This is a genomic window from Cohnella soli (genome assembly GCF_042655525.1).
GTDB classification, from domain to species: Bacteria; Bacillota; Bacilli; order Paenibacillales; family Paenibacillaceae; genus Cohnella; species Cohnella soli.
Genome location: NZ_JBHSMI010000028.1, coordinates 856,701 through 878,087, shown reverse-complemented (window position 1 = coordinate 878,087; position 21,387 = coordinate 856,701). Strand labels below are relative to the sequence as shown.

Genomic DNA, 21,387 nt, shown 5'->3' with positions numbered 1-21,387 from the left:
AATGTCAGGTTAATTTCGTTAACTAAGATTAATCGGTTAACCTTCGCACAAAAAGCGGGCGGGCGCATATCCTGCACTATCCGTCATTCGCCTACATCAAAGGAGTGAATAGGCATGTCGAAGTTACGGTCCCCGGAATCGAAGCCGCTTGTGCGCAAAATGTCCGCCGATCCGAAAGCGAAGCTCTCGTCCCGCCAATCTCCGCCCGCAGCGGCGAAAGCCGCTTCCGGTAAAAATAAAAAAGACGCTGTCAAAGACGACATCGTCCATCTTCACCACAGCGGCGAGCTTGCAACTCCCGTCGTTCGCCACGTGCCTTGGTGGGTATTCCCGCAAGAACGCAGCCTGCATGGTGGCACAGGCGGACATGGCCATAGCCCCGGAGGACCCGGAGGCACAGGCAGTCCTGGCGGTTCCGGTCACGGACCTGGTGGACCTGGAAATCCTGGGGGGCCTGGTCACGGACCCGGTGGACCTGGAAATCCTGGAGGACCTGGCCACGGCCCCGGCGGACCCGGCAATCCGGGCGGACCTGGCCACGGACCATTCCCGCCTCCGCCGCCTCATCCAGGACCGTTCCCGCCCCCGCTGCCTCATCCACCCGGACCTTTTCCACCGGGGCCAGGACCTTTTCCGCCGGGACCGTTCCCTATTCCGATTCCAATCCCGATTCCGATTCCGATTCCGATTCCGCCGGTGTTCCCGCCCCAGCCTGTGCCGCCTCCTCCCGCTTTCCTTACAGTCAGCATTTTTGGCGGAGTCGCGTTCCCTTTAGTTAATTACACGAATTACATTCCGTTTTATCCCGGTATCACGATTCGTCAAGCGCTGGAATCCACCGGGCTCGTTGACTTTGGGCCGTTAGGCTTCATCCGGAACGTCGCAGGAATCACGATTGGCGGGAATACGGAAGTACGAGTCAGTTACAACGGAAGGGTCATCCCTCAGACAGTGCTCAACGCGCCTGCTGAGCCCGGCAGCTTCATTACCCTCGAACTCTTCTACGGCTTGACCGGAGCCGTTCCGATTCCGCTCTGATCCATTCTCCTCCTTCTCCTGTTCCGCTTTGCGGCGGAACAGGAAGGGAACGGCGAGCGCCACGGCGAATACTGCGCACGCGATGGCGACGTCCTCCCATTTCCCCTTCGAGAAGCTCGCGCCCAGGAAGTTATAGGCGAACGTTCACGGAAGCGAGCCAATAATCGTACCCTAGCAACATCGCTACGACGATCGCGATCAGCGCGATTTTCCGCATTAACGACCGGTCTATCCGAAGCGCCTCCTTCTGCTGTCCTCGCCGAACTTTGCCATGCTACAACTCAGTATCGTACACAAATCGGTCATCTATAAGCAACGATGGCAAGCCCCGTGAAGAAATTACTTCTCTAGGCCTGCCATTTCGACTACACTGAAGACAGCGGAGTCGCTTCATGCTCCACATTTGTCGAAATTAGGTGATTTTCGGATGCGCAACAATTTGCTCCTTCTCATCGGATCGAGCTTCGAAGCGCTGAACGGCTCGCTGCAGGAGGAAATCTACCGCGAATTTTATCGATTCCTGTACCGTCCGGTTTATTCGATGACGAACGACCATTCCGCGACAGAAGACATCATTCAGGAGTCTTTCATGATCGCTTTAAGAAAATGTCCAACCGTCGAGAACGAAGAACATATGAAAGCCTGGATTAAAGTTGTCGCCAGAAATTATACGATTAACCATATACGCAAACGGAGAAAGTCCCGAAACGATATTAGTCTCGAGTTAAACTGGGACAAAGGCGGACAAGCTTCCTACGCGATGCCGTCGTTCGAGCAGGAGGTTGTCGCAAAGTCGCTCGAAGAGCAGATTTCCCGCCACTTGCTGGACATGAAGCCGGAACAACGAACATTGATCGAGCTGAAGTGGAAAAAAGGCCTGTCCTACAAAGAAATCGCCGACGAAGTACAAGACTCTGAAGTGGCGGTTAAATATAAGCTTCATAGGGCTCGCAACTACTTGCGGAGAATGCTGAACTGGGAAGGAGGGAATCGCGATGAGTAAAACAAATTTCGAGAAGGCGTTCGATGGTTCATTCGATGCCGCGTTCGAGAACGTTGCGGGTGACAACGCATTTGCGATCCCCGACCATTCCGCTTCGTGGAACAACGTGCAGAAGCGGCTTACCGCAAGGCGCAATCAAACCAGAGTACGCTCAGCATTAACGAAGCTCGGTATCATTGTCATTTCGTTAACCGCAGGAGCGCTTATTTTCGGCAATACCGAAGCCGTTAAAGCGATCGACCCAGTTTATACGAAAATCAAAACTTATCCGTCGGGGGTTATTGCTTACTTCTTCGGCCGCGACAGCGACGACAAAGCTGTTAAAGCGAAGACACCGCCGCCTCCTGATTATTTGGAAGGCTTGAAGATTGAACGCGTGGATGGCGATTATGTTTATGCGAACGCGACGCGGCAGCAGGCCAACCAGCTGGTATCGTTTCCCGCTCCGACGTTCCGTTACGTTCCGGACGGATATACATGGAACGAAGCGGTACTTATTTTCGAACATCAAAAAGAAATCGCGGATGCCTCTACTTATACGTTCGAGAACGAAAAAGGCCAAATGATTAGCGTTACGTTACGTCAAATTCAGCCGAATTCTGGCAGCAACCCGAGTATTTCCGCCGAAGGCGTAAACGTCGAACTAATCAAAATAGGCGACGCTACCGCAACGTTAACAACGTCGGGGCGATCGAGCAGTATTGAATTACTGAACAAAGATGGGCTTTATATCATGATAAGCGGGTTGATAACCCGCGATCAGGCCATCCGGTTGTACGAAGGAATGTGGGACTAAACGAAGAAGAGACCGCCTACCAGTCGGTCTCTTCTTCGTTTATCGTGTCGTAAACCTGAGGTGGAAGGGAATGCTCATCTTTTCATTCTGCGAATCGGCAATTCTGCTAGTTAAAATAATTTCGATCGTGTTTCTCGGACCTAGAGCTTCCGAATCTTCCTTCCGGTAAATCAACAACTTTCGCTGAGCTGCCTCGTAACGGTATAGAAATCGATCCGAAATCAGACGTCCTCCGTTGTTCCCGTCCAGAACAAGAATATTACGCGTGTTCAGCGTAAGCCGGTTCATTTCTTTCCGAAACGCGATCGAGACGAGCGTCGATTCGGGCACGTCCGTCGCGTCCGGCTGAGGGTGAGTTTCGTCAATCCAATCTTCCCATTGTCTCATCAACTTGCCAGCACCGTGTTGCTTGTTCGCGTCCCTTCCTCGTACACCGAACCTTTGATAATCCAATGGGTCGTTTGCACCCGATAGTAGTATCCTGCCGTTAAGGAATAAGACTGATTGGACGAATACGTGCTTTTCGAAGTATCGCTTTTCATCGTTCCCGCGCCCACCGTATCCCAAGTGGTCCCATTCCATTTTTGCAAATAAAAAGTAATTCCGATCGTATCGACCGTAGTATTCGCGCTCGTCGTTGCCAATGCGGTTAGCGTGCTGCCGGATAAAGACGCATTCACCGAGCCGCTATCCAAATACAGGTGGTTCGGATTAAAGATGCTGTACGGCTCCACGTCCGGTGCTAAAGTCAATGCCTGAGAGGCGGCAGGTGAGGTTGCTTCCTGCCCCGTCGGCCCCGCCGATCCGTTCTCCTGCGCGTACGCCGCCCCTGCAACCAATCCGATCGATGCACAAACCACGAGAGATGTCATGCTGCATGCCTTTAATATAACACCCAATACTTTGCCTACCATTGCCATCCACCATCCCATCGTCGAAATTGAACTCATGAATACACACAACGGAAATCGCAAATGGTTGCAACAATTTTCGACAAAATATTGCATATTCCTAAGCAAATTCACGATTAACATCAACTCGCCGAATTATGGTATAGTTTGAATAACGATTTCCGGAGGTTCGACTATGCCCAATGAAATGATTTATTCTTCCGAATTTATCGACATTCGCGCCGACAATGACAAAAAACAAGTCCATATTGAATTATCCACGAGTGGATACCGGCCGAAGTACGTCTCCTTGTTCGTCGAGGACGCCGCCGAACTCGATCGAATCATCGACGCGCTACAAAGCGCTAGATCCGTTCTCTTATAAAGCAAGGACCGACATTAGGAGGAAAAACATTGAATATCAGTTACAAATATAGCGACTACTTGGCCAAGGCATTGCGAGGCTATCACTATCATTCGATGCGTTTCTGGCTATCCAACGGCCTAGGTATCGCTATTGTCTTGCTCGAAATCATCGCTTATCTCTCCACTTCGAACCAATCTTTGCTCTGGATTGCCTTTTTCGTTCTTGTCATTCTCGGGCTCTCTTACGTCGCGTCCGTCTTCTGGCAGCCCGCGAAGCTGTCGACCGATCCGACGTACCACAAGACGTTTACATTAACCGTCAGCGAGGACAACATCCGTCTCAGCTCGGAAGACGTGAACTCGGAAACAACTTGGGACCGTGTCCAAAGTGTATGGGAGACCAAGGCATTCTACTATATCTTCCTAAGCAAAAAGCAGTTCTGGGTCGTTCCGCGCGACCGATTCGCGAATGCTGAAGAGCAAGAGCATTTCCGCCGGATCGTCGGCGAACGCCAAGTCATCCGCAGCGGCCTTATCCGCTAACCAAAAAAGGATCGCCCTCCTGTCCGTTAGTCGGCTTCAGGGGGACGATCCTTTTTGAGTGGGACGAGAAGTTGCCTTCGTAGTTCCTTCCGGTCCAGCAGCGGCTCCATGTCCTCGATTGGACGACCAACTCCCAGCTTGGGGATGACGCCGGCCGAAGACGCAACAACGACTTCCGTCAGCGACGGGCCGTCCGGCGGAAACGGCGCTCCTCCTCCCAACCATTGTTCTAACTCGCTCACGGTTGCAATCCGCCGTCCGGGTATGCCGTATGCTTCGGCAACGCGAACAAAATCAGGACAACTGTAGCCGTCGACGGTCGAGACGCGTCGACCGCCAAAGTATAAGTCCTGGAACTGCCTTACCATGCCGAGCGACCGGTTATTCACAACGATGATCGCAATCGGCAAATGCCAATGGACAATCGTCTGCAGTTCCTGCACGTTCACTTGCAAACCTCCGTCTCCCGCCAGAACAAAGATACGCGCATCCGGACGCGCGAACGCGGCCCCTATCGCCGCCGGCAGGCCGAACCCCATCGCCCCCATTCCCCCTGCATTCAACAGTCGCGCACCTGAACGAAGGGGGAGCGACTGGCTCGCCCACATCTGATGCTGACCGACATCCAGGCAAACGACGGCATCCCCGCCCACGACTTCGCCCAGCTTCTCCATGAGCCGGTTCGGATCGATGCCCTCCTCTACCTCTTTAGAGGTCAAAGCTCCCGACGGATAACGAATACGCTGGTAGGCCAGACGATCTTTCCACGTTTCCCAGATCGAAGCCGATATTCCCTCTGTGGCCTGCCACGCCTCTGCGAGCCGCTGCAAGAATGCTTTGGCATCCGCCCGTACCGTCAGTTCTGCTTTTACTTTTCGCCCGAGCTCCGTCTTGTCTACGTCAACATGAACGATCTTCGCTCCTCTCGCGAAAGTCTCCGGCTGTGTCCCAGTCTGTCTCGTATCTAGACGCGAACCTAACACGAGCAAGCAATCGCAATTCGCGAGAGCGAGATTCGCGTAACGGTGCCCATATGAGCCGATCAGTCCAAGATTCCAGCGATAATCCGTCCCGACCGAGTCCAGCCCCATCAATGAGCAAACGGTAGGCACTTCCGAGGCGGCCAGCCACGAGCGCAGTTCTTCATCCGCGCCTGCCGCGCGAACCCCTCCGCCGACGAGAATAAGCGGACGGACGGCTTGCCGCAACAGCTTGACCGTCATCTTCACATCGTCTTCTTCTGGAACAAGTGCTTCCTTCTCAAGACGAGCCGCCGTCAACGCTTCTCCATCGAAGAAGCCGATCAGTTGATCTGGATCGACTTCCGCCCGCTGAACGTCCATTGGGATATCCAGCAGCACTGGTCCCGGTCGGCCAGACGTTGCAATATGCACCGCTTTCTCCAACTCGTACCGAAGCTTCGAGGCATCTGTCACGAGAGTCGCATATTTCGTTAATGGCCGGGCGACTGCGACAATGTCCGTCTCTTGAAAACCGTTCTGTCGGACCGGATCCTCGAATTTGTACTCGTACGTGTTCACTTGCCCGGTCAGAAACAGGCAAGGAACGGAATCGAAGTAACAACTGCCGATGCCCGTCAGCAGGTTAAGAGCCCCGGGACCACTTGTCGCCATCGCGACCCCGATGCTGCCGCCCGCTCGGGCATAGCCTTCCGCAGCGAACGCCCCCGCCTGCTCGTGCCTAACCGGCACGGCGACGATATCCTCCCGTTCGGCCAACGCGTCCAACAGATGGGCAATCGCTCCTCCGGCCATCTCGAACACGTGTCGAACGCCGGCTTTGGCAAGAAAGTCGACAACGTATGCGGCCGCTTTCATGAGGACCACGTTTTCCATGGCGCTTTGCCGGACTGCCACAATGTCTCCAGCGCCGTTTTGTCGCGCAACGTGTCCATCGGGTGCCAGAACCCCTCATGCCGGAACGCCTTTAATTGCCCAAGCGCCGCGAGCCCTTCAAGAGGCTCTTTCTCCAGCATCGTGTCGTCTCCTCCCATATAATTGAGCACCTCCGGCTGGAATACGAAGAACCCTCCGTTCATCCATCCGCCGTCGCCGCGCGGCTTCTCCCGGAAGCTTTCCACAGCGCCGTCGTCGCGGAGCTGCAGCGCGCCGAATCGCCCGCCTGGCTGCACGGCGGTTACTGTCGCCCACTTTCCGTGCGCTTGATGATACGCCACTAGCTTGGCAAGATTGACGTTTCCTACCCCATCCCCATAAGTCAGCAGGAACGGCTTGTTTTCCAAATAAGGGCTGATTCTGCGAATTCTGCCTCCCGTCGCCGTGTCTTTACCCGTATCGACAAGCGTCACTTTCCACGGCTCCTTGTTTCCCCGATGAAACGTCACTCCGCCTCCCTCCTTGAAGTCGTACGTGACGTCCGATTCGTGCAAGTCATAGTGGGCGAAATACTCCTTGATCAGCACGCCTTTGTAACCTAGCGGAATAATAAACTCGCGGAACCCGAACGCCGAATAAATTTTCATAATGTGCCACAGGATCGGCTTGTCTCCGATTTCAATCAGCGGCTTCGGCCGCAAAACCGTTTCCTCACTGATACGGGTCCCGTAACCTCCGGCGAGAATGACGACTTTCAAGCGTTCTCCTCCTGCCCGGCTCAGATGCCGACCTTTATGTTGCTACAATATTCCCGGCAACGGCTCGGCGTGTGGACAAGAGCGAGGGCAAAAGTCCCGAAAGTCCAGTTCCAGGGCGGCAAGGCAACGTCAAATATATTGCGCAAAAGGTCGAAACATCGTACGATGGAAACAACGTTGATTAATGGAGACGATTTCCATGACAAGACCGCGTAGCAACGCCATTTCTGGCGGACGGGCGCCGTTCATCGGAGCCAGACCTTCGCAAGCGCCGACGATCGGGGCGCACCGGGACAGGCCATCGATCGGCGGGCATAGAGTGCCCCAACAGGAGCCGTCGCTGGACTTGCAGCAATCGATCGGCAATCAGGCGACGCAAGAGCTCGGTTCGCAATATACGATGTACAATCCGATTGCCGAGGAACCTCCTGTTATGTACTCGGAGATCGAATCGGGAATTCCAGAGATCCAATCGGGCTCGAGCTACGGCAGCTATTCTGAACCTGAAAACGGCGGCGGAGCGGACGATTCGTCCTCAGGAGATTGGTATGGCGGCACTTACACGGACGAGGCCCCGCCGCGACCGAAACCTTCCCTCGCGCCCAAGCGACAATCGGATACCGGCTTCGAGATGGAACCAAACAAGGAAGTCGAGCTCGATAAAGCCGTCATTCCCAAAGGAACGATCCATGGCGTCGACATTGATTCCACGACCTATTACGCCGGCGAGTGCGAACGGGCCAAATACGGAAGAAGCTTCGACGAGAGCGGCAAAATGAAAAAAAGCACGGACGGAAGCACCTTGAATACGATCGGCTCCGAGCGGGGCGCGGTGCGAGGCGCGAAGCCGGACCGTCATATTTTCGTCATGGACGAGCAGGGCGGATTCCATTCTAACGATGCGGTCAAGGAAAACCGCGAGCGTTCCAGTCAGATCAAGGACGCCCGAAAAGCCGAGATCGCTAGCTTAGCCGACGAACCGGACAAACAAGCGATGCTGCGCAACCAGAAGCTTCAGAACATGGAACGGTTCCATCATACGAGTTTTCTGGCTGGACAAGACGTTGCCGGGGCAGGGGAATTGCAAGTGCGCGATGGGCAGGTCGAGCTAGTCTCCGATGCAAGCGGACATTACATGCCCGAATCCAGGCAGATGATGCAAACCGTCCAACAGCTTCAGAAAAACAAAGTGTCCGTCGAGCAACTCGGCGTCGAATTTATCGGTAAGCCGCAATTCGAATACGAGACCGACCCGGATACCGGCGAACACGCTCGGGACGAGGCGACGGGGAAGAGAATTCACAAGAAAGACGAACATGGGAGGAAAATCATGCAGCGGGATGCCCAAGGGCGCGGCATCTCGACGAAGAACATGCAAGCTTCCGCAATGGAGCTGCTCGGCTACGAGAACCACTCCCCGGACACCGCGGAAGAGCAAATGCGCGCCATGCACGGCAAGAAGGACAGCGTGATGCAAGAATTGTTACGCAAAGTCAAACGTGTCGAGCCGATATCCGGCCCCGGCGACAAGAAAGACGCCGTCATGCAAGAGCTGCTCGCCACGCGTAAGCCGACCGCTCCGACGTCCGAGAGCGTTCCTACGCCGCAAGTGCCCGATGTGTCCGCACAATATCGCGGCAACAACGACATTTTCGACGTTCATAATCTCCCAACCGATGCCGGTTATGTAGATGCCGACGAGAACGGGCGGTTGCCCGGTTTCCAAGACGGCGAAGACAGCTATTACGACGAAGATGACGACGGCGGCGGTAGCGGCAACGTTATGGAAGATATCATCGACCGAGGTTACGCGCCGTCATACAACGATCAAGCGTCATCGCCGCCAAGCGACGGGAGCCACTACGGACAGTATCGGTAACAACAAATAATCGCCCTAACCAAGCTCCTAGCGGAGAGCGCGGTTCGGGCGATTTTTTATTTTTTCGATATTGGACGGTTAGTCGAACCACCCTTTTATTTTGAACCAGCCGTACATTCCTGCTCCAAGCAGCGCCATAATGCCAAGTACGATGAAATAACCCCATCGCCATTGCAACTCCGGCATATGAATGAAATTCATGCCGTACACCCCTGCGATAAACGTCAGCGGCATAAAAATCGTCGTCATGACCGTCAATGTCTTCATGATGGCATTCATCCGGTTCGATCTGAGCGAATTGTAGCTGTCTCGGAGATCCGCAGTCATTTCACGATTCGACTCGATCATTTCTGTCAATTTCAGCAGATGGTCGTAAATATCGGTGAAATAGGCGAGACGCTGGCTAACTCCCGGAATTTTATTCGAATTGATGATCCGATATAGTAAGTCTCGCATTGGAAATACCGTCCTACGGATGCGCAGCAAGTCAGAACGAATGTCGTACACTTGCGACGTTAGCGACTGAATGTCTGCATCTTTCTCTCCGAGCGCTTCCAGATCGTTCAGTTGGTCCTCGATTTTATACAGCACCGGAAAATAATGATCGACGAGTTTGTCGAGCAGCATATAAGCTACGTATGCCTGATCGATCCCGTCGCGCGTGACGATCTTCTCAAGCGCCTCGCCAACTTCTTCGATCTCTTGCGAAGAAGCCAAATGAAACGTAACGATTCCGCGAGGTCCAAGAAAAAAATCGACCTCGTCCACTTCGAGCGTCTCTTGATTCAACGAATGCAGAACGAAGAAATGAACGTCGTCGTCGTAATGATCGACTTTCGGCCGCTGTAAGAAATGCAGGCAATCCTCGACCGCAAGCGGATGAAAGCCGAAAAACTCTTCCAGCAGTCGAATCTCGTCCTCAGTCGGACTGTCAAAATCGATCCAATACCATGCGATGTCCTTGTCGTTCAAACGATCTAACGATATATTTTCCTCATACTGCCTTTTATCATTTACGGCGATTGCCCGAAGCATTCCGCTCACCTCTATCGTCATTATGCGCCGAACGAAATGGCGTTGGCAACCTTTGGTCATAACTCTCGAGCGGTCTAGCGTCACGTGGGATTGACTGTTCGAGAGCAATTTATTAAACTTAAACTAATTCTAAATAATGAAGCCAGGTGAATGAGCATGAGAAAAGCGGGTGCCATGACGCAGCAACGCAAAAAAATTTACGACCTGCTCACCTCCGCAGGCGATCATCCGACGGCTTCCGACATTATCGAGAGACTCAAGGCCGACGGCCATCAATTCGCCTACGCGACCGTATACAATTCATTGAAATATTTGACCGAAGAAGGTTTGATCCACGAGCTGAAGCTCGAAAACGGCGCTTGCCGTTACGACGCCCGGACGGATGAGCACCAGCACGTCGTCTGCACCGTTTGCGGCAAAGTCGAAGAGACATGCGTGCCCCCGCCAGCCGAATGGCTCCGCGCCGTGGCGAAACAGACTGGATTCGCCATTGCGGAAGAACGTATTTTATTCAAGGGGGTGTGCGGCTCATGCAGCAGCAACGAGACAATATCTTGAACGAGCAAGGTTATTGCGTCATTACAAATCGAATATTAATCGTGAGCCCGCGACCCGCATCGCTTCGTTCTCTGGTCGCCGAATTAGCCAACCGCTGTTATGACGTTCTGCTGCTTCATCATGCCGACGATCCGCTGCTCGGCATGGTGCCAGGGCACATCATCGTTATCGATCGGACGACGGAGTTGCCTCAATCGATGACGGCCGCGCTGCCCGCGAAAGGAACGTCTCCCGTTCTCGCTCTCGTTTCTTCGATGGATGCGGTCATTCCCGAAGGCGAACAACGAGTCGTCTGGCCGGGATCGATTGACGACGTCTACGCCGTCATTGAACGGCTGGCTTCGGACGCCGCGTTCATTCCCGGGGAACAACGGGTCTTCCAGTTTAAGGAGCTCTCACTCGACGCCGAGCGGATGACGATATCGCGTGCAGGAGTGCGCGTTGATTTGACGAAAACGGAGTACGACCTGCTGCGCGCCATTATGGCCGGCGGCGGCAAAGTAATGAGCCGGCAAGCTTTAATGAACGAAGTGTGGGGCGAATCTTATTTCGGCGGCAGCAACGCGGTCGACGTCCACATTCGCAGCTTACGTAACAAACTGCGTGACGATCCGAAGGAACCTCGTTATATCGCCACAGTCCGCGGTGTCGGCTACCGACTGGCGGATCAATAAACGGACACGGACTGTTATTCCCGTATGGATCTCCGTTCTCGGAAGCACATTATGGCTATCCGCTTTCCGAAGGGAGGGTCACCGATGTCCAAACAGCAAGGTCAGGCGAGGAAAAACACGAAAACAAAAACGTCCGACAAGAAAAGTCACGGCAACAATGCCAATTCGGGCAATGACTAGGATCGGCGATAACCAACCCGATTATTAACAACATCAAGAAAGAGCCGTATTTGGCCGATGAACCCCATCGGCCTGTACGGCTCTTTTAGCAATAGCGTCAAACTTTATCCCGCTTCAGCCGATCAATGTCTTCGGCCGGAAGGCCGCAAAACAACAAAACGCCGCTGCATTCTCCGGTAAAAAGAGAATGAGCGGCGTGTGCTTCACGTCCGATTATTCGGTTGAGAGTAGCCTATCATAACTCAGAGCATTAGTGAACTTCCGACTCCTCGAGGAACCGTTCGCAGTCGAGAGCAGCCATACAGCCTGTACCTGCGGCGCTGATCGCTTGGCGGTACTTGTTGTCCTGTACGTCGCCGCAAGCGAAAATGCCGGGAACGTTCGTCTCCGTTGTGCCGGGCTTGACGATCAAGTAGCCCGTCTCGTCGGTGTCGAGCTGACCGCCGAGGAATTTCGTATTCGGCGTATGTCCGATTGCCACGAACAGTCCGTTCGTCTCGATGACTTCCTCGGCCCCCGTCTCATTGTTTCGCACTTTCAGGCCCGTAACGCCAAGCGGTCCGCTGACGACTTCAAGCGGTGTCCGGTTTAAGTTCCAGCTGATTTTCGGGTTGTTGCGAGCGCGATCCTGCATGATTTTAGAGGCGCGTAGCTCATTTCGACGGTTTACGAGCACGACTTCGGACGCGAACTTGGTCAAGAAATGCGCTTCCTCCATGGCCGAATCTCCGCCGCCGACAACGATAATTTTTTTGCCGCGGAAGAAGAACCCGTCACACGTTGCGCATGTGCTTACGCCGCGGCCGACGTTGTCGCGCTCTCCCGGAATGCCGAGATATTTCGCCGAAGCGCCCGTGGAGATGATCAGCGTCTCCGCCTCAAGTTCGCCTTGACCTTCTACTTCCAGCTTAAACGGGCGTTTGGAAGCATCGACTTTATTCACCCAGCCCGTGCGGAACTCCGCGCCGAACCGTTCGGCTTGCTTGCGCATGTTCGCCATAAGCTCAGGTCCCATAATCCCTTCCGGGAAACCCGGGAAATTTTCCACTTCGGTCGTTGTCGTTAATTGCCCGCCCGGTTCTGGACCTTCGATGACAAGCGGGTTCAAATTGGCGCGAGCCAAGTAAATCGCAGCGGTCAGTCCCGCCGGTCCGGTGCCGATAATAATCGTTTTGCGCATATGCGAAACACTTCCTTCTATGTGAATGTTCCAAGTTTACCCCTAATGATATCTCATGCTAGCCAAAACTGCATGAAGGTATGATGAAGGTATGATGAACGTTACATGAAGGTTTGTAGAAATCATCGCAGGAGCTCCGCTATCGTTCTTACTACCAGCGGAATGAGTAGCTACCGGATCCTACTTCAAGCACGACAGCGCCTTCCGTCTGAATCGCCGCCTGAATACCTCCCGATGCCGACAGCGCAACACCGTTCTCCGTCACCGTCTCCAGCTTGGCTCCAGGCAAACGAACTTCTGCCGAAGCGTTCGCAGGAATCGTCGTTTCGAGCCGCATGATTCCACTCGCTTCCTTCTCCCACCTGGAGCGAACTTCCCCGTACATCGTCTCGAGGCGTCCCTCCGCCCAGTTCAGCCCTTCGCCCGGCTGCGGACGGATGGTAATCCGTTTGTATCCCGCACCGCTTTCGGTCGTATCGATACCCGCAACGACACGGTACAACCAGTCGCCGATCGCTCCATACGCATAATGGTTAAACGAGTTCATATCTCGGCTCCAGAAGCTTCCGTCTTCCTTAATGCCGTCCCAATGCTCCCAGATTGTCGTCGCCCCCTTCGTCACTTGATATAGCCACGAAGGATAATCTTGCTGGAACAGCAGTTTGTAAGCTGCATCGTTATGCCCGCTATTGCTAAGCACGTGATTCAAGTAAGGCGTACCGACAAATCCGGTTGTCAGATGGAACTTGCTCTCTTCCAGCAATGACATCAGTTTATCTGCCGCTCGGGTTTCCGCTTGCCCTTCGAACAATCCAAACATCAATCCGAGCACTTGACCGGTCTGGGTGGGTACGGCCAATCTTCCCGAAGGCGTCACGAACTCCTCGGTTAAAGCCTCTATAATACGTTCGTACAATTCGCCGTATGCTTCCGCATCTTTCACTTTCCCGAGCACTTCAGCCGTTTTCCGTACCAGCGAAACCGAGTAGGCGTAGAACGCCGTCGCGATAAAGTCTCTGTCCGTCGCACCGATATACGAATCCGGCTTCGAATCGAGCCCAAGCCAATCGCCGAAGTGAAAACCCGTATTCCACAAAAATTCGTTATCCCCTTGGCTCCGTATATAACCGACCCAAGCTTGCATGCTTTCGTATTGCTCGGCCAAAATCCTCTTGTCCCCGTAGCTCAAGTAGATCGTCCATGGACAAATGACCGCCGCGTCTCCCCATGCCGCCGACGAGAACGAATCCTCGTTCAGCACATGCGGAACAACAGAAGGAACACCACCGTCTTCCCGCTGATCGGCTTTCAAGTCCCGGCTCCACTTCGTAAAAAACGGAGCCACATTGCGCAAGTATGTCGCCGTACGGATAAACATTTGCGCATCGCCCGTCCAACCGAGCCGCTCGTCGCGCTGCGGGCAATCGGTCGGCACATCGAGGAAATTGCCTTTCAGCCCCCATTCGATGTTGTGCTGAAGCTGATTGACGAGCGGATCGGAGCAAGAGAAGCTTCCCGTGAGCGGCATATCGGAATGCAATACGATACCCGTAAAATCGTCCGGTGAAATTGCCTTGCCGAAGCCGATCAAGCGAACGTAGCGGAAGCCTTGGAACGTGAAACGCGGCTCGAACGTCTCCGGCGCCCCGCCTTTCAGCATGTAGCGGATCGTCTGCTTGGCGCTGCGCAAGTTATCGATGTAGAAATTCCCGTCTGCGTCGAGCACTTCCGCATGATGAATTTCCACTTCGCTGCCGGCCGCTCCGGTAACCGTAAACTTCAGCCATCCGACCATGTTCTGTCCCATGTCGAGTACTTGCTCGCCTTTCGGAGTCGTGATCACCGCGATCGGCTTAATCTCTTCCTGTTTCCTTACCGGCTCGTTCTCTTGGGCGATAAGCGCATCGTTCGAACGTGCGATAAGTTCGACCGGGTTCCATTGCCTGTCGTCGAAGCCGGCGCTGCTCCATCCTTCTAGTTCTAGCCGAGCATCGTAGGTCTCGCCATGATAGATTTCTGAGAACAAAATCGGACTGCCTGCGGAACGCCAGCTTTCGTCGGACAGCACGACCTGTTCCGAGCCGTCTGTGTAGGCAATATGAAGCTCAAGGAATAGTGCTCTTCTATCCCCATATACATTCTTCTGATCTTGCCATGCCAAATTCCCTTTGAACCATCCATTGCCGAGTATGGCGCCAATTGCGTTGCCGCCTTCGTTCAGCAGCTCAGTCACGTCGTACGTTTGCACCTGCAGCCGAGTCTTGTAACTCGTCCAACCAGGTGTAAAATAGTCGCTTCCGACTCGGCGGCCGTTCAGCTCCAGTTCATACACCCCTTGCGCAGTCGCATAGATGCGGGCTTGTTTGATTCCGCCCTTCGTCTCGAACTTTTTGCGCAGCAACGGGCTTCTATCCGGCTCGGCATCTCCGGGCGCAAGCGGCTCCGCGATCCAACTCGCCCGCCACTCCTCCTTGTCCAGTACGCCCATCTCCCAGTAGGAAGAAATCCGTGCGGAGCTTGTCCCTTCGTCGTCCCATACCCGCACTCTATAGTAATAACGCTTGCGGGAAGCGACGGTTAAACCCGTAAGCTCTATATGCGCGGACTCGGCTGAAGCCACTTTGCCCGACGACCAGATAAGTGTGTCGAAAGCCTCGTTATCCGCAACCTCGACTTCGAAAGCAGATTGCGTTACCGCTCTCCGATCGGATTGGATTTGCCAGCTCAGGCGAGGACTTCTGACGTCGATGCCTATTGGACGGTCCCTGTATTCGCATCGTAATGCCGTAACTTCGATCATAAACAAAAGCTCCTTTCGGATATTCGGAATTTACGTCTATGATATAATGGACAGCATACGAAGTATTGCGGTCATTCGGACATCTCATTGCGGATGAACGGACATTTTGTACGAATGGCTTACAATAACGGGGTGATGCAGATGAAACGGTCATTTGAGACGCTTAAGTCCGAACATTTTTTCGACGAGGAGTTTCCTCTTTACGTCAACCGCGCCACGGAGACGTTCCAAGTTCCTTTTCACAATCATGATTTTATTGAATTCGCCTACGTCGCCGAAGGCAGCGGCTTTCATCATATCGACGGAGAGGTGAGCGAAGCCGCCAAGGGCCAACTCGTTTTTATTCCGATCGGAGCCTCGCACGTCTTCCGTCCGGCGTCGACCAACCCGGATAAGATGTCGTTAATCGTCTATAACTGCCTGTTCTCTCCCCACCTGTTGGACAAGTTTTCAGGCTTTGCCACAGATCCGGCGCTGCTTGTCGATTTACGCCTGATGCGGGACGGCGAAGTCCCCTCTTTCACGCTCCAGGACTCGGACGATGCAATCGGCAAGCTGTTCCTTCAGCTTCACCGTGAGCATTCGTTGCCCCGTCAGGCAACGAAAGACTTTCAATGCTCCTTGCTGCTTCAGTTGCTCATCGTCGTCTTGCGCGCCAGAATGGGAACAGCGACTGCTGCAAATGCCCGCAAGTTCGATCGTTTCGACCAACTGCTTGCTTATACGGATAACCATCTGTCCGAAGCGCTCACTCTCTCCCATCTCGCCCAAGTGAGCCAGTGGAGCGAACGCCACCTGCAACGATTGTTTCGCCGTCATACCGATCAGCCGTATCACCTCTATTTGCAGTCGGCACGCATTCGCAGAAGCTGCGAATTGCTCCGCCATACACCGCTCAAAATCTCCGTCATCGCCGAAGAAGTCGGTTACAAAGATATCGCCTCCTTCTTGTCCGCGTTCAAAAAGCATGCCGGTGCAACGCCAAGCGCCTACCGAAAGGCGGCAAGCGCAAACTGTAACACGTAATGTCTAACGAGCCGTAAGATTCGATCGTTCATTCCAAAAAACCTCGGCGCACCCAAACGGGCAACGAGGTTAGAGGAATCCAAATCGCTCGGTCTATTCCATTATCCGCCCAGCGCCCGGCTTACCGCTTCGAGCACACGGGCCGACTGGAAAGGCTTAATAATAAAATCTTTAGCGCCGCTTTGGATGGCTTCGATAATTTGCGTGCGCTGTCCCATTGCCGAGCACATCACGATACTCGCCTCAGGGTCGAACTTACGGATCTCCTTTACCGCTTCCAGCCCTTCCATAATCGGCATCGTAATGTCCATCGTTACGAGATCCGGACGCATCGCCCTGTACTTATCAATCGCTTCCTGTCCGTTTGCTGCCTCCGTTATGACTTCGTGACCCGCTCCGACAAGTATGTCCTTCAGCATAATACGTAAAAACGCGGCATCGTCCACGACCATAATTTTTGCCATTGGTATGACCTCCGTGTTGCATTCACTCAAGATGACCGCTGCCAACGCGGCGCCTCATCCGAATCATACCAAAGAGGACTTAACAAAATCTGAACAGTCTACGCAAGCCTGCCGTTATACCATTCGTCGAACCAAGTCTGAATATCCGGCTTCGGACGCATCCCGAACTCTTCGCCAAGCATACTCACGAGACTGGTGTATTGATGATAGACTTCGGCAGACTGTCCAAGCGCATCGTAATGGCGCATAAGCCCGAAGTAGCTATCTTCGATTTCCGGGAACCGGCTTTGCACCTTCTGGTAGATCGCGATTGCTTTGGCGCTTCCCGCCTCGAGGGAGGCGGAAGGCGCGTTCGTTTCGTACGCACCTGCAAGTCTTAAGGCGTGTTCCAGCCAGAAGGCGCGCATTCTCTCCCTCTCTTGCTCCGCCCACAGAAATCCTTCTGCCTCCAGATAGTCCCCTCGGTACCCTTCCAGCAGAAGCTCCTGCCACTTATCAACGTCTACATGATCGGCAGCTGCCGCAACAGCATGCTCCCATTGCAGAGCATCGATGATCGCCGAATCCGGAAGCACGAGCCGGTACCGCCCTTCTTTGTATTCGATCTTCAGCGGCAAGTTCGCGTTTTTCATCGTCTGACGGATATGATATAGGCTTGTATGCAGCAACGTCGCTGCTTTATCGACATCACCGTCCGGCCACAACGTATCGATAAGCTCATCTTTGCTCGGCGACCTGTCACCGCAGTGAACCAAATAGGCGAACAATTCTCTCGCCTTTGCCGTTCGCCACTGAATATCGAGAGAGCGTCCATGCTCATCGTGAATAGCGAGTCGTTGCAACAAACAAAGCATGCGCATTGAAGCTGCTTTATCATCGGAAGCTTCTCCTTTTGCAAGCTTCGCGCGCAGACGCTTGAGCGTCATATCCAACCGGCCGAGTTGAACCGGTTTCAGCAAATAATCGGCGGCATCAAGTTCAAATGCTTCGACGGCGTACTGCTCATAAGCGGTTACGAACACGATATGCAGTTCGGGATTTGCCGTCTGTAGCCGTGCGGCAAGCTCCAGCCCGCTTAGTTCCGGCATCTCGATGTCCACGAAGGCGACCTCGAAGCGGAGCTGTTCCTGCTTCGCCAGCACCTCGCGCGGATCGCGGAAAGCTCCAACTACACTGACTCCGTTACGTTCCAGCAGACGCGTCAAACTGTCCAGTGCCGGGCTTTCGTCGTCGATTACGATCGCTTTCATTGTGCTTCCTCCTCGTTCGTTCGTATCTCCGTCGGAACGGTGAACATGACTTCCGTTCCGACACCGCGTTCGCTCCATATTTTCAATCCCGCTCCGTACACGTTAATCAACCTTCGATGCACGTTTCTAAGCCCGATACCATCGCTGCGAGCGATGCCTTCCAATACAGCCTCCGCCTTGCCGGGCGGAAATCCGACTCCGTCGTCGATCACCCGAATATGGTAACCCTCCTCTTCTTTGCTCACCCGAATCGTCAGATGTCCTCCTTCGAATCGGGGCAGAATACCGTGCCTTAAAGCGTTCTCGACTAGCGGCTGAACGGACAGCGGAGGTAACTGGAAATCCGCGAACTCTGGCAGTTCGACTTCGACTTGCATCCTGTCCCCGAACCTAGCCTGTTCGATCTGCAAATACGACTGCACGAGTGCCCACTCTTTGGAGAACGGCACACGCTTGTCCAAATTTCTCAAGTCGAAGCTGCTTCGCAAATAATTGCCGAATCCAACGAGCAATTCCCGCGTTTTATCAGGGTCGGTCTCGCTGAGGCTGGCGATCGTGTTCAGCGTATTGTATAGAAAATGGGGCTTGATTTGCGCCTGAATAAACGCCATTTCCATATGAAGCCGTTCGCCGATCGACCGCTTCATCTTCAGAAGCGTCTTGGCGCGTGCACGGAACTCCGAAGCATCAATCGGCTGGGTGACGTAGTCGTTCGCTCCCGCATCGAATCCAACAAGTAAATCTGCGGGCTGGCTTCTCGCCGTAAGAAACAAGACCGGCAAATCGTAGAAGGAACGAGTCGCTCGAATGCGGCGGCACAAGTCGTAGCCGGACATGCCGGGAAGCATGACGTCCAGCACGACGAGTTCCCAGTCGCCTCCGCTTTCCAGTTCCCGCAAACCTTGGAGCCCGTCAGTCGCGACGACGACTTGCAATCCTTCCTTTTCTAGCAAATTCATCATCACGCGGAGCTCGACCGTATCGTCGTCTACAATGAGCGCTTTCGGAGTGTCCATCGGTGTCGGCGTCGTGCGTGCCCGCGGACTTGCCGAGTCGAGCGCATCCGCTCTCTTCGCCGCAGCGATCTCGCTGCGCCAGTCCAGTTCTTCATTTTCCTCCACCGCTCCAACTGTGGGTGCCGACGGCAGCACAAACGCGATAACGATGTCGCTTTCGGCAGCATCGTCTCCAAGCTCAAGCTCTCCGCCAAGCAGTTGGATCAGCTTTCGGCTAATATCAAGGCTAATCTCCGAAACTTCCGTTCGCATCGGTGTTCCTTCGCGAGCGGCGCACATGATCACCCGGACGGAACGTTCGTCCGCAGCCGGCTCCGCTCGAACGGAAACAGTACCTTTGGCGCCAGCCTTAATCGCGTAGTGGAGCAAATTAAACAAAATCTGCATCAACCGGCGTTCATCCGCAAGTAAATGGGGAACACCCGATTCCGTCCGGTTCGCGAAGATGATTCGACCGTCGGCCATATATCTCATCGCTTCCAGTATGCCGTTAATCACCATCCGAATATCGACCGCACGCAGTTTCAGTTCTACTTCTCCGTCGTTCAGCTTGGACAAATCGAGAATGTCATCCAGCATGTGCGCGAGTCTTCTGCCGGTCGTCACGAGCAGTGCAAGCCGATCTTGCGTGCCCGCGTCGCGTGAACCCGATTCCCCTTCTTCGATCATCAGCTGCGCAAGATTAATCATTCCGTGCAGAGGCAACCGAAGCTCCTGTGACGTATTCGCGAGAAAATCGTTTTTGAGTCTGTCCGCGACGAGAAGCTTTTGCGACATCACTTCGATTTGTTTCATGCCCGTGAAAAATCGATGTGCAATAAACAGCCCCATCGCAACAATAAAAACGATCCTCTCAAGAGGCGGCACGGGCGTTCCCGGGGAATACCCCCAATAGTTTAAGGCTTGCAGTAAACTTTCCATCAGAATACACGCTGCCGCGATCCATGTGTAGACGGCGCCGCCCTCCCGATCGGAGCTTCTGGAGACAAGCGCAGCGAAGGCATAGAAAAAAAGAGGCACGTCCGAAAGCATCAGCAAATGCTCAAACTGTGAAAACACCGACACATCCGTCACTAAAGTGAAAATAATGGACGCCGCCAATATCGCCAACAGCGTTTTTTGCGTCAGGGCTCGACCATACTCCGGAAACATCGCACATGCGAACAAGAAAAGCGATCCGTACAAACCGAGCGACGATAACGTCTGCATTTTCGTCTGCCAATCGTAGTTGATACCCGGAAGCATCCAAAACAACAGTCGTTCCCCGTGCGTCGCCCAGAAAAGCAACGAAAACCAGAAAAAAGTGCTGAAATAAAGCAATTCCTTCCTTTCTCGGCGATAGGCGTACAAAGTAAAGAAGAAAAGTCCACTTACTGCGTAAAAGCCCATAAAAAATAAATTGCCGATAGACCGAAGTTTCGTTTCTCGATCCAACGCCACCGCTTCGCCAAACCGGATATCTTCGAAAAGGCCTCCTAATCTGCCATAGTCGAAGTTGGCGGCAGTAATGACAATTTCCGTCTTATCCCCTTCCGGCGTCCATCTTACCGTATACGGCTCGACTTCAGGAACCGTCGTTTGCCGATTTATGCCAGGGACGCCCCGTTGCCCGGCCAATTTGCCGTCAATGTACAGTTTGTGCGCCGTTCTAACTACCTGTACCCGGATGCCGTAAGTATGATGCTCGCCTGGCGGAAGTTTGATCGACAGCTTGTACGTACCATAACCGTACGAGGTTTGCTTGCCTGGCGAAATGACGCGATCCCAGCCTCCTGGCACTTTCAGCGACTGAACAGCCGCTCCCGTTTGAATTAACGGCTCCCCTTGCTCCGGCATCAGCAGCACTCCCGGGTAGAACGTCCACTCACCGCGCAATGCGATCACTTTACTTGCCGCGGGGTCCCATCCGGACAGATCCAGCACACCATCTTTCACGGCGTACCGGCCTGAAGGATCAACCGACATGTATGCCAATCGAACGATCGAGAATACCGCGAGCACGGTTGCAATCATCAACCATTTGTTTTTCATGTCCCTTTTCTCCGTCATACGCTGTTGCGACATTGTTCTAGCGT

The 21,387-nt window shown here is 53.8% G+C and carries 19 protein-coding genes; 9 read left to right on the top strand and 10 right to left on the bottom strand.

Translation table 11 applies throughout. The features are described from left to right. Positions 1 to 114 precede the first annotated feature (114 nt). From ACFPOF_RS19690 to ACFPOF_RS19680, 3 genes are all read left to right on the top strand, one after another. Positions 115 to 1,038 (top strand): hypothetical protein, encoded by a 924-nt coding sequence (locus ACFPOF_RS19690; RefSeq protein ID WP_378135738.1) that lies wholly within the window; start codon positions 115 to 117, stop codon positions 1,036 to 1,038. Positions 1,039 to 1,465: 427 nt separating this feature from the next. Further along, positions 1,466 to 2,041 (top strand): RNA polymerase sigma factor, encoded by a 576-nt coding sequence (locus ACFPOF_RS19685; RefSeq protein ID WP_378135736.1) that lies wholly within the window; start codon positions 1,466 to 1,468, stop codon positions 2,039 to 2,041. Further along, positions 2,034 to 2,837: a DUF4367 domain-containing protein gene (locus tag ACFPOF_RS19680; RefSeq protein WP_378135734.1), complete on the top strand. Its 804-nt coding sequence runs from the start codon at positions 2,034 to 2,036 to the stop codon at positions 2,835 to 2,837. The genes ACFPOF_RS19685 and ACFPOF_RS19680 overlap by 8 nt, the downstream gene beginning before the upstream one ends. Before the next feature lie 39 nt (positions 2,838 to 2,876). On the opposite strand, the gene ACFPOF_RS19675 is transcribed toward ACFPOF_RS19680, so the two are convergent. Both ACFPOF_RS19675 and ACFPOF_RS19670 read right to left on the bottom strand, forming a co-directional pair. Continuing rightward, on the bottom strand, positions 2,877 to 3,224 hold the full coding sequence (locus tag ACFPOF_RS19675) for an Ig-like domain-containing protein (protein WP_378135732.1): 348 nt from the start codon (positions 3,222 to 3,224) through the stop codon (positions 2,877 to 2,879). Continuing rightward, entirely contained in the window at positions 3,224 to 3,769 is a 546-nt protein-coding gene (locus ACFPOF_RS19670) for a hypothetical protein (protein WP_378135730.1), read from the bottom strand. The genes ACFPOF_RS19675 and ACFPOF_RS19670 overlap by 1 nt, the downstream gene beginning before the upstream one ends. A gap of 154 nt (positions 3,770 to 3,923) precedes the next feature. Between ACFPOF_RS19670 and ACFPOF_RS19665 the strand changes: the two genes are divergently transcribed. Both ACFPOF_RS19665 and ACFPOF_RS19660 read left to right on the top strand, forming a co-directional pair. Next, the gene (locus tag ACFPOF_RS19665) at positions 3,924 to 4,112 is read left to right on the top strand and encodes a hypothetical protein (RefSeq protein WP_378135728.1); all 189 of its coding nucleotides are present in this window, start codon (positions 3,924 to 3,926) and stop codon (positions 4,110 to 4,112) included. 29 nt (positions 4,113 to 4,141) lie between these two features. After that, the gene (locus tag ACFPOF_RS19660; RefSeq protein WP_378135726.1) at positions 4,142 to 4,636 is read left to right on the top strand and encodes a YcxB family protein; all 495 of its coding nucleotides are present in this window, start codon (positions 4,142 to 4,144) and stop codon (positions 4,634 to 4,636) included. A 26-nt stretch (positions 4,637 to 4,662) separates the two neighbouring features. On the opposite strand, the gene ACFPOF_RS19655 is transcribed toward ACFPOF_RS19660, so the two are convergent. Together ACFPOF_RS19655 and rfbF are read right to left on the bottom strand one after the other, a co-directional pair. After that, the gene (locus ACFPOF_RS19655; protein WP_378135725.1) at positions 4,663 to 6,492 is read right to left on the bottom strand and encodes a thiamine pyrophosphate-binding protein; all 1,830 of its coding nucleotides are present in this window, start codon (positions 6,490 to 6,492) and stop codon (positions 4,663 to 4,665) included. Beyond that, positions 6,471 to 7,250, bottom strand: coding sequence for a glucose-1-phosphate cytidylyltransferase (gene rfbF, locus ACFPOF_RS19650; RefSeq protein WP_378135723.1), 780 nt, complete (start codon positions 7,248 to 7,250; stop codon positions 6,471 to 6,473). Before rfbF ends, ACFPOF_RS19655 begins: the two co-directional genes overlap by 22 nt. A gap of 199 nt (positions 7,251 to 7,449) precedes the next feature. On the opposite strand from rfbF, the gene ACFPOF_RS19645 reads away from it, so the two are divergent. Further along, positions 7,450 to 9,129 (top strand): hypothetical protein, encoded by a 1,680-nt coding sequence (locus tag ACFPOF_RS19645; protein ID WP_378135721.1) that lies wholly within the window; start codon positions 7,450 to 7,452, stop codon positions 9,127 to 9,129. Positions 9,130 to 9,207: 78 nt separating this feature from the next. Here ACFPOF_RS19645 and corA read toward each other — a convergent pair whose 3' ends face one another. Beyond that, on the bottom strand, positions 9,208 to 10,164 hold the full coding sequence (gene corA / locus ACFPOF_RS19640) for a magnesium/cobalt transporter CorA (protein WP_378135719.1): 957 nt from the start codon (positions 10,162 to 10,164) through the stop codon (positions 9,208 to 9,210). 156 nt (positions 10,165 to 10,320) lie between these two features. On the opposite strand from corA, the gene ACFPOF_RS19635 reads away from it, so the two are divergent. After that, positions 10,321 to 10,722, top strand: a complete 402-nt coding sequence (locus ACFPOF_RS19635; protein WP_378135717.1) for a Fur family transcriptional regulator — start codon at positions 10,321 to 10,323, stop codon at positions 10,720 to 10,722. Beyond that, positions 10,695 to 11,396: a response regulator transcription factor gene (locus tag ACFPOF_RS19630; RefSeq protein ID WP_378135715.1), complete on the top strand. Its 702-nt coding sequence runs from the start codon at positions 10,695 to 10,697 to the stop codon at positions 11,394 to 11,396. The genes ACFPOF_RS19635 and ACFPOF_RS19630 overlap by 28 nt, the downstream gene beginning before the upstream one ends. A 430-nt stretch (positions 11,397 to 11,826) precedes the next feature. Here the strand turns inward: ACFPOF_RS19630 and trxB are convergent, their stop codons facing one another. Then, entirely contained in the window at positions 11,827 to 12,756 is a 930-nt protein-coding gene (gene trxB, locus ACFPOF_RS19625; protein WP_378135713.1) for a thioredoxin-disulfide reductase, read from the bottom strand. A 151-nt stretch (positions 12,757 to 12,907) separates the two neighbouring features. Then, the gene (locus ACFPOF_RS19620) at positions 12,908 to 15,556 is read right to left on the bottom strand and encodes a family 78 glycoside hydrolase catalytic domain (RefSeq protein ID WP_378135711.1); all 2,649 of its coding nucleotides are present in this window, start codon (positions 15,554 to 15,556) and stop codon (positions 12,908 to 12,910) included. Between the two features lie 141 nt (positions 15,557 to 15,697). On the opposite strand from ACFPOF_RS19620, the gene ACFPOF_RS19615 reads away from it, so the two are divergent. Beyond that, positions 15,698 to 16,582: an AraC family transcriptional regulator gene (locus ACFPOF_RS19615; RefSeq protein WP_378135709.1), complete on the top strand. Its 885-nt coding sequence runs from the start codon at positions 15,698 to 15,700 to the stop codon at positions 16,580 to 16,582. A 101-nt stretch (positions 16,583 to 16,683) separates the two neighbouring features. On the opposite strand, the gene ACFPOF_RS19610 is transcribed toward ACFPOF_RS19615, so the two are convergent. The 3 genes from ACFPOF_RS19610 to ACFPOF_RS19600 form a co-directional block, all read right to left on the bottom strand. Continuing rightward, entirely contained in the window at positions 16,684 to 17,046 is a 363-nt protein-coding gene (locus ACFPOF_RS19610) for a response regulator (RefSeq protein ID WP_378135707.1), read from the bottom strand. A gap of 98 nt (positions 17,047 to 17,144) precedes the next feature. After that, positions 17,145 to 18,296 carry a response regulator gene (locus tag ACFPOF_RS19605; protein WP_378135705.1) on the bottom strand — a complete coding sequence of 384 codons (1,152 nt, stop codon included), beginning with the start codon at positions 18,294 to 18,296 and terminating at the stop codon, positions 17,145 to 17,147. After that, positions 18,293 to 21,343 carry a hybrid sensor histidine kinase/response regulator gene (locus ACFPOF_RS19600; protein WP_378135703.1) on the bottom strand — a complete coding sequence of 1,017 codons (3,051 nt, stop codon included), beginning with the start codon at positions 21,341 to 21,343 and terminating at the stop codon, positions 18,293 to 18,295. Before ACFPOF_RS19600 ends, ACFPOF_RS19605 begins: the two co-directional genes overlap by 4 nt. Between the last annotated feature and the right edge of the window lie 44 nt (positions 21,344 to 21,387).

What these genes read in the sequence shown, in the direction of transcription:
- ACFPOF_RS19690 (WP_378135738.1), top strand. Translation starts at nt 115, where the DNA reads ATGTCGAAGTTACGGTCCCCGGAATCGAAGCCGCTTGTGCGCAAAATG.
- ACFPOF_RS19685 (WP_378135736.1), top strand. Translation starts at nt 1,466, where the DNA reads ATGCGCAACAATTTGCTCCTTCTCATCGGATCGAGCTTCGAAGCGCTG.
- ACFPOF_RS19680 (WP_378135734.1), top strand. Translation starts at nt 2,034, where the DNA reads ATGAGTAAAACAAATTTCGAGAAGGCGTTCGATGGTTCATTCGATGCC.
- ACFPOF_RS19675 (WP_378135732.1), bottom strand. Translation starts at nt 3,224, where the DNA reads ATGAGACAATGGGAAGATTGGATTGACGAAACTCACCCTCAGCCGGAC.
- ACFPOF_RS19670 (WP_378135730.1), bottom strand. Translation starts at nt 3,769, where the DNA reads ATGGGATGGTGGATGGCAATGGTAGGCAAAGTATTGGGTGTTATATTA.
- ACFPOF_RS19665 (WP_378135728.1), top strand. Translation starts at nt 3,924, where the DNA reads ATGCCCAATGAAATGATTTATTCTTCCGAATTTATCGACATTCGCGCC.
- ACFPOF_RS19655 (WP_378135725.1), bottom strand. Translation starts at nt 6,492, where the DNA reads ATGGAAAACGTGGTCCTCATGAAAGCGGCCGCATACGTTGTCGACTTT.
- ACFPOF_RS19645 (WP_378135721.1), top strand. Translation starts at nt 7,450, where the DNA reads ATGACAAGACCGCGTAGCAACGCCATTTCTGGCGGACGGGCGCCGTTC.
- corA (WP_378135719.1), bottom strand. Translation starts at nt 10,164, where the DNA reads ATGCTTCGGGCAATCGCCGTAAATGATAAAAGGCAGTATGAGGAAAAT.
- ACFPOF_RS19635 (WP_378135717.1), top strand. Translation starts at nt 10,321, where the DNA reads ATGAGAAAAGCGGGTGCCATGACGCAGCAACGCAAAAAAATTTACGAC.
- ACFPOF_RS19630 (WP_378135715.1), top strand. Translation starts at nt 10,695, where the DNA reads ATGCAGCAGCAACGAGACAATATCTTGAACGAGCAAGGTTATTGCGTC.
- trxB (WP_378135713.1), bottom strand. Translation starts at nt 12,756, where the DNA reads ATGCGCAAAACGATTATTATCGGCACCGGACCGGCGGGACTGACCGCT.
- ACFPOF_RS19620 (WP_378135711.1), bottom strand. Translation starts at nt 15,556, where the DNA reads ATGATCGAAGTTACGGCATTACGATGCGAATACAGGGACCGTCCAATA.
- ACFPOF_RS19615 (WP_378135709.1), top strand. Translation starts at nt 15,698, where the DNA reads ATGAAACGGTCATTTGAGACGCTTAAGTCCGAACATTTTTTCGACGAG.
- ACFPOF_RS19610 (WP_378135707.1), bottom strand. Translation starts at nt 17,046, where the DNA reads ATGGCAAAAATTATGGTCGTGGACGATGCCGCGTTTTTACGTATTATG.
- ACFPOF_RS19605 (WP_378135705.1), bottom strand. Translation starts at nt 18,296, where the DNA reads ATGAAAGCGATCGTAATCGACGACGAAAGCCCGGCACTGGACAGTTTG.
- ACFPOF_RS19600 (WP_378135703.1), bottom strand. Translation starts at nt 21,343, where the DNA reads ATGAAAAACAAATGGTTGATGATTGCAACCGTGCTCGCGGTATTCTCG.